The sequence below is a fragment of the Candidatus Cloacimonadota bacterium genome, from assembly GCA_034722995.1.
Taxonomy (GTDB): Bacteria; Cloacimonadota; Cloacimonadia; order JGIOTU-2; family JGIOTU-2; genus JAGMCF01.
The window spans coordinates 1-14,698 of record JAYEOL010000006.1 but is presented as its reverse complement, the minus strand read 5'-3'; the positions used below and the strand labels follow the sequence as shown (position 1 = coordinate 14,698).

The window sequence follows — 14,698 nt, the reverse complement described above, 5'->3', positions numbered from 1 at the left end:
CTAAACTTAAACTCTGGCACTTCACCGAAAAGGTTATGAAGACAATAGAAAAGCATATTCTGGCTGAAGGAAAGTTAATGGGAAGATATAGAAGATGAAATCGGGTATTAAGAGAAAAAACAGCTAAAGATATTAAAACTCTAAATCAGAATTTCTAAATCCTAAACAAACTCTAAATCCAAAATTCAAAATTATGCTCTTTACCTCGACTCGTCGTTCCTTACGAGTCGAAAAAACCTACTTTACGGACAGACACTATTTAGAGTTTAGAATTTCGAGCTTAGAATTTGTAAAAAAAAGTGGTGGGCGATATAGGACTTGAACCTATGACTTCTTCCTTGTAAGGGAAGCACTCTTGCCACTGAGTTAATCGCCCATTAAATTCAAAAACATATTTTTGGAGGCAAAGATAAATTATGTCAAGATTATTCATTTATTCAAGAATAAACTTTCTAAAGAAAAGTATTTCTAGCTTTGTAATACTCTTTCTATTTTTTGTATCATATACATCTGCTGAAATAAAATTCACTATTGCACGGGTCCAATATGATGGTGGAGGCGATTGGTATAACGATACATCAGTTATTCCAAACCTTTTACGAGAAATAAATAACAGAACGAATATCAATGCTGCTAAAGACCAGGTAATAGTTTCATTGAAAGATAATAGAATCTTTAACTATCCATTCTTATATCTTACAGGACACGGAAATATTGTGCTCTCTGATGAAGAGATTAAAAATCTCCGTGAATATCTCAAGAAAGGTGGTTTTCTTTATGTTGATGATGATTATGGATTGGACAAATATTTCAGAAGAGAAATTGCCAGAGTGTTTCCGAATAAATCATTACAAGAACTCCCATCTTCGCATCCAATATTCAGCTGTTTCTATCATTTTGAAAACGGCTTGCCTAAAATTCACGAGCATGATAACAAACGCCCTCAGGCATTTGCTCTATTTAATAATTTCGGAAGAATGATTGTCTTATATACTTACGAAAGTAATATAAGCGATGGCTGGGCTTCGCCAGATGTTCATAAAGACCCACCTGAAATCCGCGAGCGGGCTTTCAAAATGGGGATTAATATTGTCTATTATGTGTTGACTCATTAATATTTATCAGTAAAGATACTTAGATGAAACATTCAGGTCCCGAAAACAAATCGGGACGCAAAGGAGCATGAAAATGGCATTGAGCATTCCCAAGCTGGGGCTTGGGAATGAGTTTGTTTATTTATTTTTTTCTTTGTGTCTTTGTGTCCATTCTCCGTAGCAGTAGGACTGCTACTGCGAAGGATGAACCTTTGTGGCGAAAGGATTTTCAGATGAAAATAATCTGCATTTCTGATATTCATCAAAAATTACAGGTTGACGAAGAAGAAAGGAAAAAATTAAAAAGACTGTATTCCTTTCTTAATGAGATTAAATCCTGGAATCTTGATAAACTTATTATTGCTGGAGACTTATTTGATGTATGGTATGAATATAAAATGGTTATTCCAAAGCCATATTTTGCTACTCTGACAAAATTAAAATCCATCTCTGAAAAAGGCACAAAAATCATCTATTTAGCAGGCAATCACGATTTCAAATTCAGAGATTTTCTCCAAAGTGAAATTCATGCAGAAGTGTATCTTAATGATTATGAATTTACAGTTGGAAAGAAAAAATTTTTTATGTCACACGGGGATGAATACACTTCTAACGATACACGATATCATCTTTTAAAAACAATTTTACGAAATAATTTTGTAAATCACCTCTTCGGAATAATTCATCCAGATGTGGGCTTACAATTTGGCAAATGGATGTCCCGTTCAAGTAGAAAAAAGGAATTGCCCCAAAAGAAAAAAACAAAACTTGAGGAAGGGTTAATAAATTTTTCTAAAATAAAGTTCTTACAAGGTTTTGAATATGTAATTATGGGGCATATCCATCAGCCAAGAATTTTGACTCTTGAGAATGGCATATATATAAATTTAGGCGATTGGATATGTCATTACTCTTATTTAGAAATTGAAGATGAAAAAGTGGAATTAAAATATTGGAGGTAATATTATTCAAATATTATTGGTAAGATATTAATAGTAACTTCCTCGCCTAATTTATTCCCTTCATAATCTGAACAATCAGATGAAATAACTAATTTGTATGGCACATAATTCTTAAGATTTATCTGAGGTTTAAGTTCAAATTTATTTCCTCTAATTTTTTGTATATTTAACTTTATCGGATTATTATTCTCGGAATTCTTTAAAACCGCTATTACATTATCCAAGTCCATAATCTTATTGAATTCTAAACAAAAAATAGGAATAAGGCTATTAACAGTAGTGCCATCTTCTGGAGAATAGCCTTTGAGTGATAATGAACTCGTATCAGCAGGCATTGTATTTTTAAAACTAACAGAATCAACAGAGGTAGCATTATTCTTAAAATCTGTAATATTGTAAGTAAAAAGATTGTAGGAAATCGTATCTGAAACAGCGGTAATAACATCCATTTCACTACCATTAAGCATAGTTTCAAGCACTTTCAATTTTGATTTGTTTATTTTGCTAACTATTTTTATCTTCTGAATTTGTTTAATATCTTCGCTAAACTCAAGTAATAAATGCTGCCTGCTTTTTGTAATTACTTTTTTAAGTTCAGGTTTTGTTGTATCTTGTAAACTCAGTTTTAAATCTACAAATTTTGTGGGTTCATTAAGATTAATTTCTTGCTCAAAAAAAGGCTCTTTTTTGAAATCATACTCTAAGTCATCGTCAATATCTTGAAAAGCAGAAAGTATATAATCAGACTCCTTCAAATTTTGAAAGTAAAATTTATTATCCTCTGCTATTGTGTTTGTAATCAAAACTGTATCTTCCGCGGAATAAAGTGATATGTAAATTTTGTTGTCTGTTTCTGTCAATTCACTATCAAATACAATTGTTCCTGAGATAGAATTCTCATCAATTGAATTTCCTGTAGAAAAAACGAAATGATAAATACGCTCTAATTGATTATGATGTAAGTCATTACAATGATTATCAATGGTAAAATGATATGTTTGATCCTGTAAAAGCTCTTCTAAAATTTTTATAGAAATTCTGGATTTACTCCCGAAAAATCTTTTCTTTAAGATATTAGGATAGACTATGACCGCATCTTGAAATGAATCAGAATCAATCTGTTCTGAAAATGTAATTTCAATTTTTTGCTTGGTATAATTTTTAGTTAAATCGCTCGGCTCAACATTTATGATTTCTGGTGGAATGTTATCTTTTGGACCGCCTGTTGGTGGTTTTTCTTTGCCGCAGGAAAAAAATAAGATTGAAACACAAAGGACACAAAGAACACAAAGTTTCTTAATTATGTAAATTATGTATTCGCGTTTATCTGTGCTCATCTGCTTGCCCTATTAAATGCAAAGCTATTTAATCGGGGTGGCTAACTATGGTTAAATTAAATCCAAAAGATGTTTACCTTTTTTAATTTGTTCTAAGTAATTTACGACATACTTGCCAATAATATCAAATTCAAGATTAAGTTCATCTCCAATCTTTATATATTTCAGATTTGTATTTTCCATAGTGTAAGAAATGATATTTACAAAGAAACTACGAGCTTGAAAATTTGTGATAGTCAAGCTTATACCATTTACTGCAATAGAACCCTTTTCAATAATAAGATTTTTATACTTTTCAGGAAAAGATATTTCTAACACAGAATTTCCACTAATTATTTTTTTTGAGACCAACTTACCAACTGTATCTATATGACCTTGCACTAAATGCCCATCAAACCTACTATCTGTTGACATTGGTAATTCTAAATTGATTATGTTCCCTATCTTAATATGTTTTAAATTAGTTCGGTTAAGGGTTTCAGAAGTAACTTCAACAGTAAATGAGTCTTGCCTATTTTCAATAACTGTTAAACATGCACCATTGCAAGCGATGCTATCAGCAGGATGAAGCGACTCTTCGAATCCAGTAGCAAAAATGGTAAGATATATCTTGTTACCTGAATGTTTGATATTCTTTGCTTTTCCTAAATGTTTTATTATTCCTGTAAACATAATAAAAATTTTAAATAAACAAATTTTATGTCAAGTTATGCAAATTATTCTTATCGTTTTTGAGAACCGTGACACATTTATTTACTAATAATATTAACTAATGGCATCTTAATAAGTTCTAAAAATGAACCGAAAACTACATCATTTTCTTGACGCAATTTTATAAATCGTAATTATTTGTTAAAATAAATTTCGGAGGGTGCCATGAAAAAAAGGACTATAGCAATAACCCTATTAACTTTTGCTTTGATATTCTCTTTTTCTCTTTTTCAAGCCTGTGGCAAGAAAAAAGTACCTGAAAAGGAAGTTACTGAAGCAGTGAAACCAGAAACGCCAACTGCAGAGAAGGCAAAGATTACACCAGAAAAAGAACCTGAACAAGTTCCTGAAGAACTCAAGGGTGAAGAAAAAGTATTTGAATTGCAAGTAGTCGCAGTTAAAGACTATTCAAGAATTAATATTGAGAAGAACAAATTAGCTCAATATGGTTACAATACTAAAATCACTACAATTAAGAAAGATGGCGAAACTTTCTATCGTCTGAGATTGGATGGTTTGTATACTCATTCTGAAGCTACAAAATTGGGTGAAAAATTAAAAAACCAATTCCCTTCAATTCATGAGTATTGGGTTCAAAAGGTAAGATAGGATTTATACCCACGAAATCCCGACTTGCCCCGATATACCTGTCCTGCCTGCCTTGTGGAATGACGAAGTTAATATTCCATTGGGTGAAATCTCTCTTCTATATTTCACTTGGGCTCGGGAATAAATCCCCCTTCCGAGGATAAATTGGGATGAAAATAATGATGAAAATAACACACCCCTAATTCTCCTTCGGAGAATTTTTCCCCTCTTGTTAGAGGGGATTTCCGTAATTCCCCTCTAACAAGAGGGGTGGATGCCGATGAAATCGGCAGACGGGGTGTGTTATTTATGTCCCATTTTCATATTAAAATGATAAATCAACAATTCCGCAGCTGGACAGTTATTAACCTGGACAATTTCAGATATAACATTACCCAACTCAAAAAATTCTTAAAACCTGGTGTTGAGCTAATGCAAATTGTTAAAGCAGATGCTTACGGACATGGTTCTGTGGAGATTGCTCGTGAATCAGAAAAATTGGGACTAAAATGGTTGGGTGTAGCAAACTCAGATGAAGGTGTTCTTCTCAGACTTGAGCAGATAAACAGTAGAATTTTAATACTGAGTCCCTCATTCCCCAATGAAATTGAAGATATGATCAATTATGACTTAACTCCAACTATTTCTAGTATTGGGTTTGCTAAGGAGTTGAATAGGTTTGCCACTCAAATTAAAAAAACTGTCAAAATCCATATAAACTTTGATACGGGGATGGGCAGAGCAGGATTTCTATGGAATCAAGTAAAAAAAGTTGTATCTGAATTAAAAAAGTTGAAAAATATTCGGATTGAAGGTGTATTTTCTCATTTTTCAATGAGTGAAAATAAAGATAATGAATTCTCTACTATCCAGGTTCAGAGATTTGATTCTGTTTTGTCACAACTTAAATCTGCAGGCATCAATCCGAAAATCATTCATTTAGAAAATAGTGCTGCGTTAGTCAATTTCCCTGACTTTCAATATGATATGGTGCGAGTGGGTCTATTATCTTATGGAATTTATACAGATGAAACTCTGCGAGAAAAAATCAAACTCCGCCCTGTGATGACTTTCAAATCTAAAGTAAGTTTAATCAAAGAATTCCCGGCAGATTTTGGAATCAGTTACAATAAAACATATGTAACACAGAGACCAACCCGCACAGCAATTCTGCCGATTGGGTATGGAGATGGCTATAACTTTCTACTTTCAAATTTGGGAAAGGTTATCATTGATGGCAAAATATGTCCAATGCTCGGAAGAGTAACTATGGATATGATGGTAGTTGATATTTCAAATGTAAAAAATGTAAAAGTTGGAGATGAAGTAACTCTGCTTGGCAGCAATGAACACTGCAATATTTCAGCAGAGGAATTATCTGAATTGTACAATGGATTAAGTTATGAAACTGTATGCAATTTTGGAAGACGAGCTCAAAGGATTTTCATAAAAGAAGATAAGGGCACAACAATTGAGCCAATCTCTCGTAGAACTTTTATAGCAAAAGATTTTTCCAATACAAAATTAGAAAAGATAATCCAAACCTCATTAAATCAACGGTTGAATAGCAATGAGATTGGTAGCATAATTTATCAGGAATTGCTTAAAAATCTGTTCTCAACTGCAGATAGAGAAGTGAACTGGAAAACAAACTTTGTTCATTCCGTGAAATTCTCAGAAGTTAAATCCCCAATTATCCCGGTCCCCGCGGATGCTGGGATAATCGGGGAGATGACAGAGACGGCAAAGCAATTTTATCTCACTAAAACTAAATTGAGTTATCACAAAAAATTAGTTAATGAAAAATTCAAAATAGTCTGCGCAAACAATATAGCAGACCTTGAGAAATATTTTCTATCTGAAGATGTTGAATATCGCTGGCTTCTGGATAGCAAGATAGACCTGATTAATTCATTTCATATTGATAAAATTATGATTAATGATATTATCTTAAACTATGAAATCAAAAAAAATAATCATATTTCACATCCTTCTGAACTTGCTAACCTTGAGATTGAATGCTCGCATTCTCAACTCAAACCTCTTATTGGAAAGGATGTAAAATTCACAATTGATACTACCACTTATTACCCAAAAACGAAACATCAATTAACAATCTATCTTGCAGAATTAACCAAAGGTATTTCTGTTACATTTGATTTTTCAGAGACTAATATCAAAAATGTTGAGACCATCTCAATTTTTGCTGGTAAAGAAAAATATCCTAAAGAGTTCAAAAAAAATGGGATAATTACTCTAAAAAGTTATGAAGATGAGTGGTTCTTTCCAAACAGTGGTGTGGTTTTTGTATGGTGATTGTTCAACAATCAGAGTCTATCCGTAAACCCCGTTAGATAGCAATTCTATAGCATTTTTCATAAATATTATATATAATTATCTAACGGGGTAAATGTAGAACGAGGTTCCAAGCTCGTTTTCTTAAGGCAAATTTAAAGCCTATTTACATTAACGACCTTGGAAGGTCGTTCTACAAACAATAACTTTACGGAGATATACTAATTAACTAAAATGTAGAAAATATTATTTTTAAAAAATAATGATAAAATTGACAAAAATGTAATATAATTTCCAAATAACTTTGGAGAAATAGATGGTTACAAAATCACAGAAAATAAGACTGGGAATTTTTATTGGGCTTGCAATAATACTACTCCTCTTATTATTAAGCTTAGTTATTGGCAGCAAATTCTTAGAAAAAAGAGATATTTACTACATTGCATATAAAGATGTTTCTGTTGGTGGATTGGATATTGGAAGTGCTGTAAAATACCACGGTATACGCATTGGTCGTGTGGAAGAACTTAAAATTGATCCTGAAGATATTACAAGAATAATTGTTAAAATTAGTATAAAACATGGCACCCCAGTCAAATCAGATGTTGAAGCTGTCATATCAACTGTTGGGATAACAGGCTTAAAACTTATAGAACTTGTTGGTGGTACTGTTGAATCCGAAACACTAAAGCCAAATTCTTACATTAAACCTGGTCCATCGGTATTTGAAGCAATTACTGGGAAAGCTGAGGTTATAGCTGAAAAGTTGGAATTCGTCCTTAATAATCTGGCTGATATATTCAGTGGAGAGAGTAAAACTGACTTACAAGATTTGATAAAAAATGCAAAAAATTCTCTGGCTAACATTAATTATATCCTTGAGGAAAATAGAGATAATATCCAGATTGGTTTGGCAAACATCAGGCAAATTTCTGATGAATTAGTGGTCTTATCAAATGATGCTAAAAAAACAGTAAATGATATATCTTCTATAATAAATTCAGAGGAATTAGCAAATCTGCTCTCTAACTTAAGTACAGCCTCGGATGATATAAAAGCTGCACAACTCAAAAAAACAATTCAGGACATCAATACAGCAGTAGATGGGATTAATACAACTTTTACCCATATTGACTTAACCTTAGTTGAGAGCAGAGAAGATATTATTCAATCTATGGATTTGCTGAAAGAAACAATGCAATATCTTAACGAATTTTCAAGACTTATTTCAGAGGAACCATCATTACTTATAAAAACCAGGGGGACCGAAGAGATTCCTGGAGGTAGATAACTATGAATATTAAAAAATATATAACTCTTTTAATGATTATTTTGATAATTAGCTGTACGAAACGGTATATAGCAAGATACTATATTCTTGACTACAATCCTCAAATAAATGTAGAAAACCAATTTGAAAAACCTTTTCCTTATAATTTACAAGTTAAAGAATTTAAGATTGACCGTACTTATGATAATTCAAGAATAGTTGTCAGGCAATCTGCTCATGAGGTTTACTATGACCGCTCCAGTCTATGGGCAACCAGACCACAAGTGGCTATTACTGATCTTTTGATTAATCATATCAATAAATTAAAAATAGTAAAAAAATGTGAGAAAACCTTTTTAGAAAAAAAACCTGACTATATCATCTCAGGTACTATCCATAGTATAGAAAAATATCAAAGTGAAAGATACTCTGGCGCTGATTTGCATATTTCAATTTATTTAATGGATGTTCAGGAAAATCAAATTGTTCTAACCTACACTATTGAAAGATATACAGAACTTTACACAAATAAAATGAATTACTTTTCTAAAAAAATTAGTGATATTCTAAATGAAGAATTTAATATTTTTTTGTCTAAAGTAATCAATTATTTTAAAGAAAAACAAGGATAATAAATTAATATTTTAAGATGAAAATAATTAACATTATTTAAATTGGAGGAATGATGAAAAAACTATCTCTATTCTTACTTGGTATATTTATATTTTATTTACCACAAAATATTTTTGCTGAATCTAAGTATTCTTATGATACATGGCAAGCTGATATACCTCAAGTACAATTAGATAAGGAAGGGGTTGATGATGAAATTGGTTTTGGTAGAATCTTTATTCCAGCAATGTCAAAGCCAAAACTGGAACCAGAATTCTCAGTATATCAAAATGGAAAAACTGTGAAAGTTGGTTTTCCTATTGGACAAAGTTGCTTTCTTAAACCTGGAAATTATACTATTGTTTTTGGTTCAGCAACTTCCAAAGATAAGAAAATTCAAAAAAAGGTTACAGTTGAAGAAGGAGAAACAAAAATAATATCACCAACTTGGTCAGGACTAATTGTTAAGATAATAGACCAAAACAGAAATTATATTAGATTACCTTATGAAATATATGATATTAATGATTATAAAACCAGTGCTGGTATGAAATATAGTGCTGATGAAAATAAACCTGGAGAGGAACAAGAAACCTGGATTTTAGAACCTGGAACTTATAAAGTTATAAAATACGGAGAAACACCTAAAACTTTTATAAACTTTGCTACTATTCAATTATTACCAGGAGAATTATATATTATGACTGTTGTGCTTAATAATGAAACTAATAACTTTATGGGTGCTGGAATTCTTCCGGAAATGTTTGAAAGTGATAAAATTCACAAGTGGATACATTATACATCAATAAAAGGAAGTTTCCTCTTAAACGCAGATAATTCTGCAAATAAAGAACAGACTAAAACTAATATTACATTAAGTTCTAAACTTGAAAATGAATTGAAATATGATGAATTTCCACATTATTTTAATTCCCGTCAAACAATAAATCTTGGTTTTACTAAAGAGCAGGATCAGGATTTTAGAATATATTCAAATAGTATTCAGTTACCAAACACTTACATTTACTATTTATTTAAATCATTCGGATTTTATACACGCTTCAGAATTGATTCAAATATTTTCCCCACAAATTTTTATTTAGATTCTCTATCTACAGTATGTAAACATTATCAAGATGGAACTATTGATACCTTAAAAAATATAGATAAAGTTCAAATTACTCCTGTTCTCTATCCGATTAGTTTAGAAGAAGGTTTTGGCTTAAATCTTACTCTACTGAACACTAACCGCAGCAATCTTTATATAAAAACTGGACTTGGTATGGCTCAAACTTTAAACAATCATTGTTATGAACAAGACCCTAATGATAATAAAATATTTAACGAGTTAGAATCCATCTATCTTAATGGTATTGAGGGTAATATCGTTGGAGATTTTCAGATTACAAATGATATAAGTGACTGGTTTGAGTTTTATACATTATATCCATTTGAAAAGGATAGAGCCCAAGTTTATAGATTTGAAAATACATTAACCTTTAGAATCTCCAGTTATGTTTCTCTTGATTATAAACTTACAATAAAACGAGAAGAACTTCCAGACTGGATTCAACTATACCATAACTTATCTTTAGATATTACCTTCATATCATTCTAAAATGCAATCATTTACATTATCTGACGACAGAATATACATTAAAAATTCATTAAATATTAAAAATGTAAATGAGTTGCTTGATTTTACTCATTCTAAATTATCTGATTTTCATTATGATAAATTGATTATTGACCTCTCAAAATTAAAATCCATAGATAGTGCCGGTGTAGCTTCGTTGGATGAAATAACAGAAACTACAAGTAAAAAGGATATTTTAACAGAAATACTTAATGTCCCAAATAACATCGCTAAATCTATAAAAACCTTTTCTTCATTGAATATAAAAACTTTAGCACCAACAAAATCGCCAACCTTTTTTGAAAAACTGGGCTTTATAACGATTGTGTTCCTGCAAGATATTAGACAATTTATTCTCTTAACAGCAGATACATTTTATTGGGGGGTTATTGGACTTTTCACTAAGAAGGGTCAGAGAAAAGGAGAATTTGTTTCCCAATGCATTCTAATTGGTGTAAACGCTCTTCCAATAATCGCTCTTGTTTCCTTTTTAGTTGGTTTTATTCTTGCTTTGCAGTCAGCACAGCAGCTACGACAGTTTGGGGCTAATATCTTTGTTGCAGACTTAATATCTATCGCAATGGTAAGAGAAATGGGTCCACTTATGACTGCAATTCTTTTAGCAGGAAGGAGTGGCTCAGCAATTGCTTCTGAAATCTCTACAATGAAAATTTCTGAAGAGATTGATGCTCTTAAATCTATGGCATTAAATCCTATCAAATATGTTGTTCTACCAAAATTGTATGCTATGACACTTTGTGCACCTCTTCTTACGATTTTTGCAAACATAGTTGGTATTGCTGGCGGATTCCTTATTGGAATTACATATCTTAAACTCAGTCCTACTGCTTTTATAAATGAGATGGCAAAAGTGATGGTTCTCAAAGATATTATCACAAGTCTGATAAAAAGTTTTGTTTTCGCATGGTTAATTGTTCTTGTGGCAATCTTCTTTGGTTTCCGTGCAACAGGTGGCGCAGAAGGAGTTGGCAAAGCAACTACCTCCTCTGTTGTTACTGCAATATTTATGGTTATTATTGCAGACAGTGTTATTGGATTAATATTCTATTAACTGAATATGGAGTGCTGAAACGAGGAGCGAAGCGACGAACTTTCAGCATATCGGCACAAGTCGAAAAGTTCCTCCTCCCAATGAATCAGGGAGTCGTTTTCGCCTTGCTTCGCCGTAGCCTGTCCGCGCTTCGTCGCCAAAGCTATGGAGCGTCGGCGACCGTAGAACTTCGGAAGGCGGGCTACGCGAAGGCAAGCACTCCTAATATAAAGAAAAATTATCTCCGTGTCTCTGTGGTAAAGTATTTTCAGATGAAACATACATGTCCCGAAAAGAATCGGGACACCCCATTAAATAGAAGAGAATTTAACGGGGCAGGCAAAGGAGTATGAAAATATCATGTAAGCATTCCCAAGCTGGGGCTTGGGAATGAGAGTGTTTATTTTTTTTCTTTGTGACCTTTGTGGTAAAAGAGATTTACATATGGAAACTATAATTGAAGTCCAGAATTTAATAACTGAATTTGATGAAAAACGAATATTGAATAACATCTCTTTTAGTGTTCTCAAAAATGAGGTCCTGGTTATTCTTGGTGGAAGTGGCTGTGGAAAAACTACTTTACTCAAACACATTATACGACTTTATAAACCTGTTTCCGGCTCAATAAAATTTTTTAATAAAGAAATTACGGGAATGGATGAAGTTGAATTTGAAAATATTTTAAAAAAAGTGGGTGTGCTTTTTCAGAATGGAGCTTTGCTTAATTCACTCTCAGTAAGAGAAAATGTTGCAATCCCTTTTCGCCAACATACAAATTTATCAGAACAACTAATTCAAAGATTAATCAGAACTAAATTACATCTTGTAGAATTGGATGAAGCAATTGATATGCATCCGTCTCAACTTTCTGGTGGTATGCGTAAACGAGCTGCGCTTGCACGGGCTATTGCACTTGACCCTATTATTCTCTTCTGCGATGAACCATCTGCAGGGCTTGACCCGATTACCGCTTCAGCAATTGATAATCTAATAAAAAAATTAAATGTCCAATTAAATATGACTGTTGTAGCTATTACTCATGAACTCGCCTCTATCCATCGTATTGCGGATAGAGTGGTCTTTTTAGATAATGGAGAGATATTGTTCTTTGGTAAACTTGAAGATGCAAAAAATTCTAAAATACCACAAATAAATAACTTCTTTGCAAAAGGTAGTTTTTAAGGAAGTAAAATATCGTAAATATATCCAGACTAATGCAGATATCAAAAGATAAAAACAATCAATCTTAAATAAATAGCGAGGTAGAGATGGAAGTGAAAATTAACGAAATCAAAAGGTCACAGTCAGTGAATGTCTTAATCGCTATCCTGATGCTTGGTTCAATCTGGGGATTATCAGAGGTGGTTCTGAGTGGCGCACTTAGAGCAGCAGAACTCCCTTTCCGAGCTGGCATCTTGACAGGGATTGGGATAGGTATAATGGGTGTAGCGATTGGTATTTTCAGAAAGTCATCAATACTAATAGGAATTGCATTAGTGGCGATTTTCTGCAAGCAACTTGTAGTACCCATTCTCCATGTTTCAGTAATGTGTAAGGTGAACTCCTGCCTGGCTGTGATGTTGGAAGGAGTTGCTCTTACTGGAGTCATATCTCTTGCAGGACGCAAACTGGAAAAGGGCTACTTGCCCAGAATAGCTGTTGGTGCATCAGGAGCATTGTTGGCTGCAACTGCTTTCTACTTTGTTGGGATGCATGTTGCGCCTTGCCAATCTCTTCTTGCCTTCAAACACGCTGGTGGGCTCGTAGCATTTCTAACTGTTGAAGGTTTGGTGTGGGCAGTCTTCTCAGCGATATTCTTCCCCTTAGGATACTGGTTGGGGGCACGATTCAGAAATACAGTTCTTACTCTGCAAACGAGGAAACCTTTGCTCTATTATACTACTTCCTCAACACTTGTGATTTGTTGCTGGGCAGCAAGCGCTTTTGCCATTGGTGTTGGACTGTAACATAAGGACAAATGAAGAATGAGTGATAAGCAGAGTATATTATTATATCGTTTCATTAAAACGTATACATAATCTTATATAAAAATTCCAAATGACAAGCACCAAATAATTTACCCTGTGAAATAATCCGTCAGCTGACGGATTGCTTTCTATTTCACAGGGCAGGTAAATATCAAATTTCAATGTCCAAAAAGTCAAACAAAGAAATTCGCAAAAAACGATAAAATGTTTCATTATGTTTAGTCCCGACGTATCGGGATTTTGGTAATTAGAATTTATTTGTAATTTATTATTTGTTATTTGAGATTTTATAGTATGATTATTTGTCACTATTTTATTGAAACGCTATCTGGTGAGTATTGGGTTAGTTGACAGTTCAAGAACAAGTTATAGTTATTATAGGATATGAAGTCCTGCAAAGAAAAGAAACGATTTCTATCTGGCAATGAAGTTACATATAATTGCAAATTAATAACGCTTTCTAAAAAATTTGGTATTCTTAAATATATCGTTGATAAAAAGCAACAAGTAGGAAGCCTTACTCTCCAATCCGGTACAATTTCTTATGGATTTTTTTGGCAGGATAGACCGTATATTCTGTATAAGTGGTTCGACAAAAACGGAGATGTTCTGGGTGATTACTTTAGTCTTGCTGACTCTGTGAAATTATCCGAAAATGAATTTTTCTGGCGCGATTTGATAATAGATATTTTAGTGCTCCCAACAGGTAAAGTTGAAGTCCTTGATGAGGATGAAATACCAAAATCCCTTGATAAAAAATTAAGAACTTACATTGAATCAGCAAAACAGATGTTACTGAATAACTGGCAAACAATTATTACAGAGACCAATGCAATACTGAATCAGTATTTACAATAACGGATAAAACTATGGATATCATAAAATACAAACCGATTGGAATCATCCATTCCCCATTCAAAGTGCCAAAAGGCACACCAATCCAGCCTGAAAGCGCCAGAAGAATCAAAGGAACCGTTGAGGTGTTTCCAGATTATGTTGAAGGATTAAAAGATGTTGAGGGGTTCTCTCATATTATTTTGATATATCATTTTCACTTATCTAAAAAAGTAAAATTAGCTGCAACACCTTTTATGGATGATGAAAAACGCGGAGTCTTTGCAATGCGTGGTCCAAGCCGACCAAACCCAATAGGC

General features: G+C 32.8%; 14 protein-coding genes and 1 tRNA gene. 12 read left to right on the top strand and 3 right to left on the bottom strand.

The annotated features are described in order from the left end of the window. Positions 1 to 300 precede the first annotated feature (300 nt). Positions 301 to 376: transfer RNA gene (locus tag U9R23_00735), tRNA-Val, on the bottom strand. Between the two features lie 40 nt (positions 377 to 416). Here U9R23_00735 and U9R23_00730 point away from each other — a divergent pair. Together U9R23_00730 and U9R23_00725 are read left to right on the top strand one after the other, a co-directional pair. Continuing rightward, positions 417 to 1,115, top strand: coding sequence for a DUF4159 domain-containing protein (locus U9R23_00730; protein ID MEA3474964.1), 699 nt, complete (start codon positions 417 to 419; stop codon positions 1,113 to 1,115). A 212-nt stretch (positions 1,116 to 1,327) separates the two neighbouring features. After that, positions 1,328 to 2,056: a UDP-2,3-diacylglucosamine diphosphatase gene (locus U9R23_00725; GenBank protein ID MEA3474963.1), complete on the top strand. Its 729-nt coding sequence runs from the start codon at positions 1,328 to 1,330 to the stop codon at positions 2,054 to 2,056. A gap of 2 nt (positions 2,057 to 2,058) precedes the next feature. Here U9R23_00725 and U9R23_00720 read toward each other — a convergent pair whose 3' ends face one another. Beyond that, on the bottom strand, positions 2,059 to 3,393 hold the full coding sequence (locus U9R23_00720) for an Ig-like domain-containing protein (protein ID MEA3474962.1): 1,335 nt from the start codon (positions 3,391 to 3,393) through the stop codon (positions 2,059 to 2,061). Between the two features lie 51 nt (positions 3,394 to 3,444). Beyond that, positions 3,445 to 4,065, bottom strand: coding sequence for a riboflavin synthase (locus tag U9R23_00715; protein ID MEA3474961.1), 621 nt, complete (start codon positions 4,063 to 4,065; stop codon positions 3,445 to 3,447). A gap of 204 nt (positions 4,066 to 4,269) precedes the next feature. Between U9R23_00715 and U9R23_00710 the strand changes: the two genes are divergently transcribed. The 10 genes from U9R23_00710 to U9R23_00665 all read left to right on the top strand — a co-directional run. After that, the gene (locus U9R23_00710; GenBank protein MEA3474960.1) at positions 4,270 to 4,713 is read left to right on the top strand and encodes an SPOR domain-containing protein; all 444 of its coding nucleotides are present in this window, start codon (positions 4,270 to 4,272) and stop codon (positions 4,711 to 4,713) included. Between the two features lie 309 nt (positions 4,714 to 5,022). Further along, positions 5,023 to 7,008: an alanine racemase gene (gene alr, locus U9R23_00705; GenBank protein MEA3474959.1), complete on the top strand. Its 1,986-nt coding sequence runs from the start codon at positions 5,023 to 5,025 to the stop codon at positions 7,006 to 7,008. A 295-nt stretch (positions 7,009 to 7,303) separates the two neighbouring features. Next, on the top strand, positions 7,304 to 8,278 hold the full coding sequence (locus tag U9R23_00700) for an MlaD family protein (protein MEA3474958.1): 975 nt from the start codon (positions 7,304 to 7,306) through the stop codon (positions 8,276 to 8,278). Between the two features lie 2 nt (positions 8,279 to 8,280). Further along, positions 8,281 to 8,889 (top strand): ABC-type transport auxiliary lipoprotein family protein, encoded by a 609-nt coding sequence (locus U9R23_00695; protein ID MEA3474957.1) that lies wholly within the window; start codon positions 8,281 to 8,283, stop codon positions 8,887 to 8,889. 53 nt (positions 8,890 to 8,942) lie between these two features. After that, on the top strand, positions 8,943 to 10,487 hold the full coding sequence (locus tag U9R23_00690; GenBank protein MEA3474956.1) for a hypothetical protein: 1,545 nt from the start codon (positions 8,943 to 8,945) through the stop codon (positions 10,485 to 10,487). Position 10,488: 1 nt separating this feature from the next. After that, on the top strand, positions 10,489 to 11,577 hold the full coding sequence (locus U9R23_00685; GenBank protein MEA3474955.1) for an MlaE family lipid ABC transporter permease subunit: 1,089 nt from the start codon (positions 10,489 to 10,491) through the stop codon (positions 11,575 to 11,577). Between the two features lie 423 nt (positions 11,578 to 12,000). Continuing rightward, on the top strand, positions 12,001 to 12,738 hold the full coding sequence (locus U9R23_00680) for an ATP-binding cassette domain-containing protein (GenBank protein MEA3474954.1): 738 nt from the start codon (positions 12,001 to 12,003) through the stop codon (positions 12,736 to 12,738). Between the two features lie 86 nt (positions 12,739 to 12,824). Continuing rightward, the gene (locus U9R23_00675) at positions 12,825 to 13,523 is read left to right on the top strand and encodes a hypothetical protein (GenBank protein MEA3474953.1); all 699 of its coding nucleotides are present in this window, start codon (positions 12,825 to 12,827) and stop codon (positions 13,521 to 13,523) included. A 405-nt stretch (positions 13,524 to 13,928) separates the two neighbouring features. Continuing rightward, positions 13,929 to 14,402, top strand: coding sequence for a DUF402 domain-containing protein (locus U9R23_00670; GenBank protein ID MEA3474952.1), 474 nt, complete (start codon positions 13,929 to 13,931; stop codon positions 14,400 to 14,402). A gap of 11 nt (positions 14,403 to 14,413) precedes the next feature. Continuing rightward, the coding region (locus U9R23_00665; GenBank protein MEA3474951.1) for a TrmO family methyltransferase at positions 14,414 to 14,698 on the top strand (285 nt) is incomplete at its 3' end.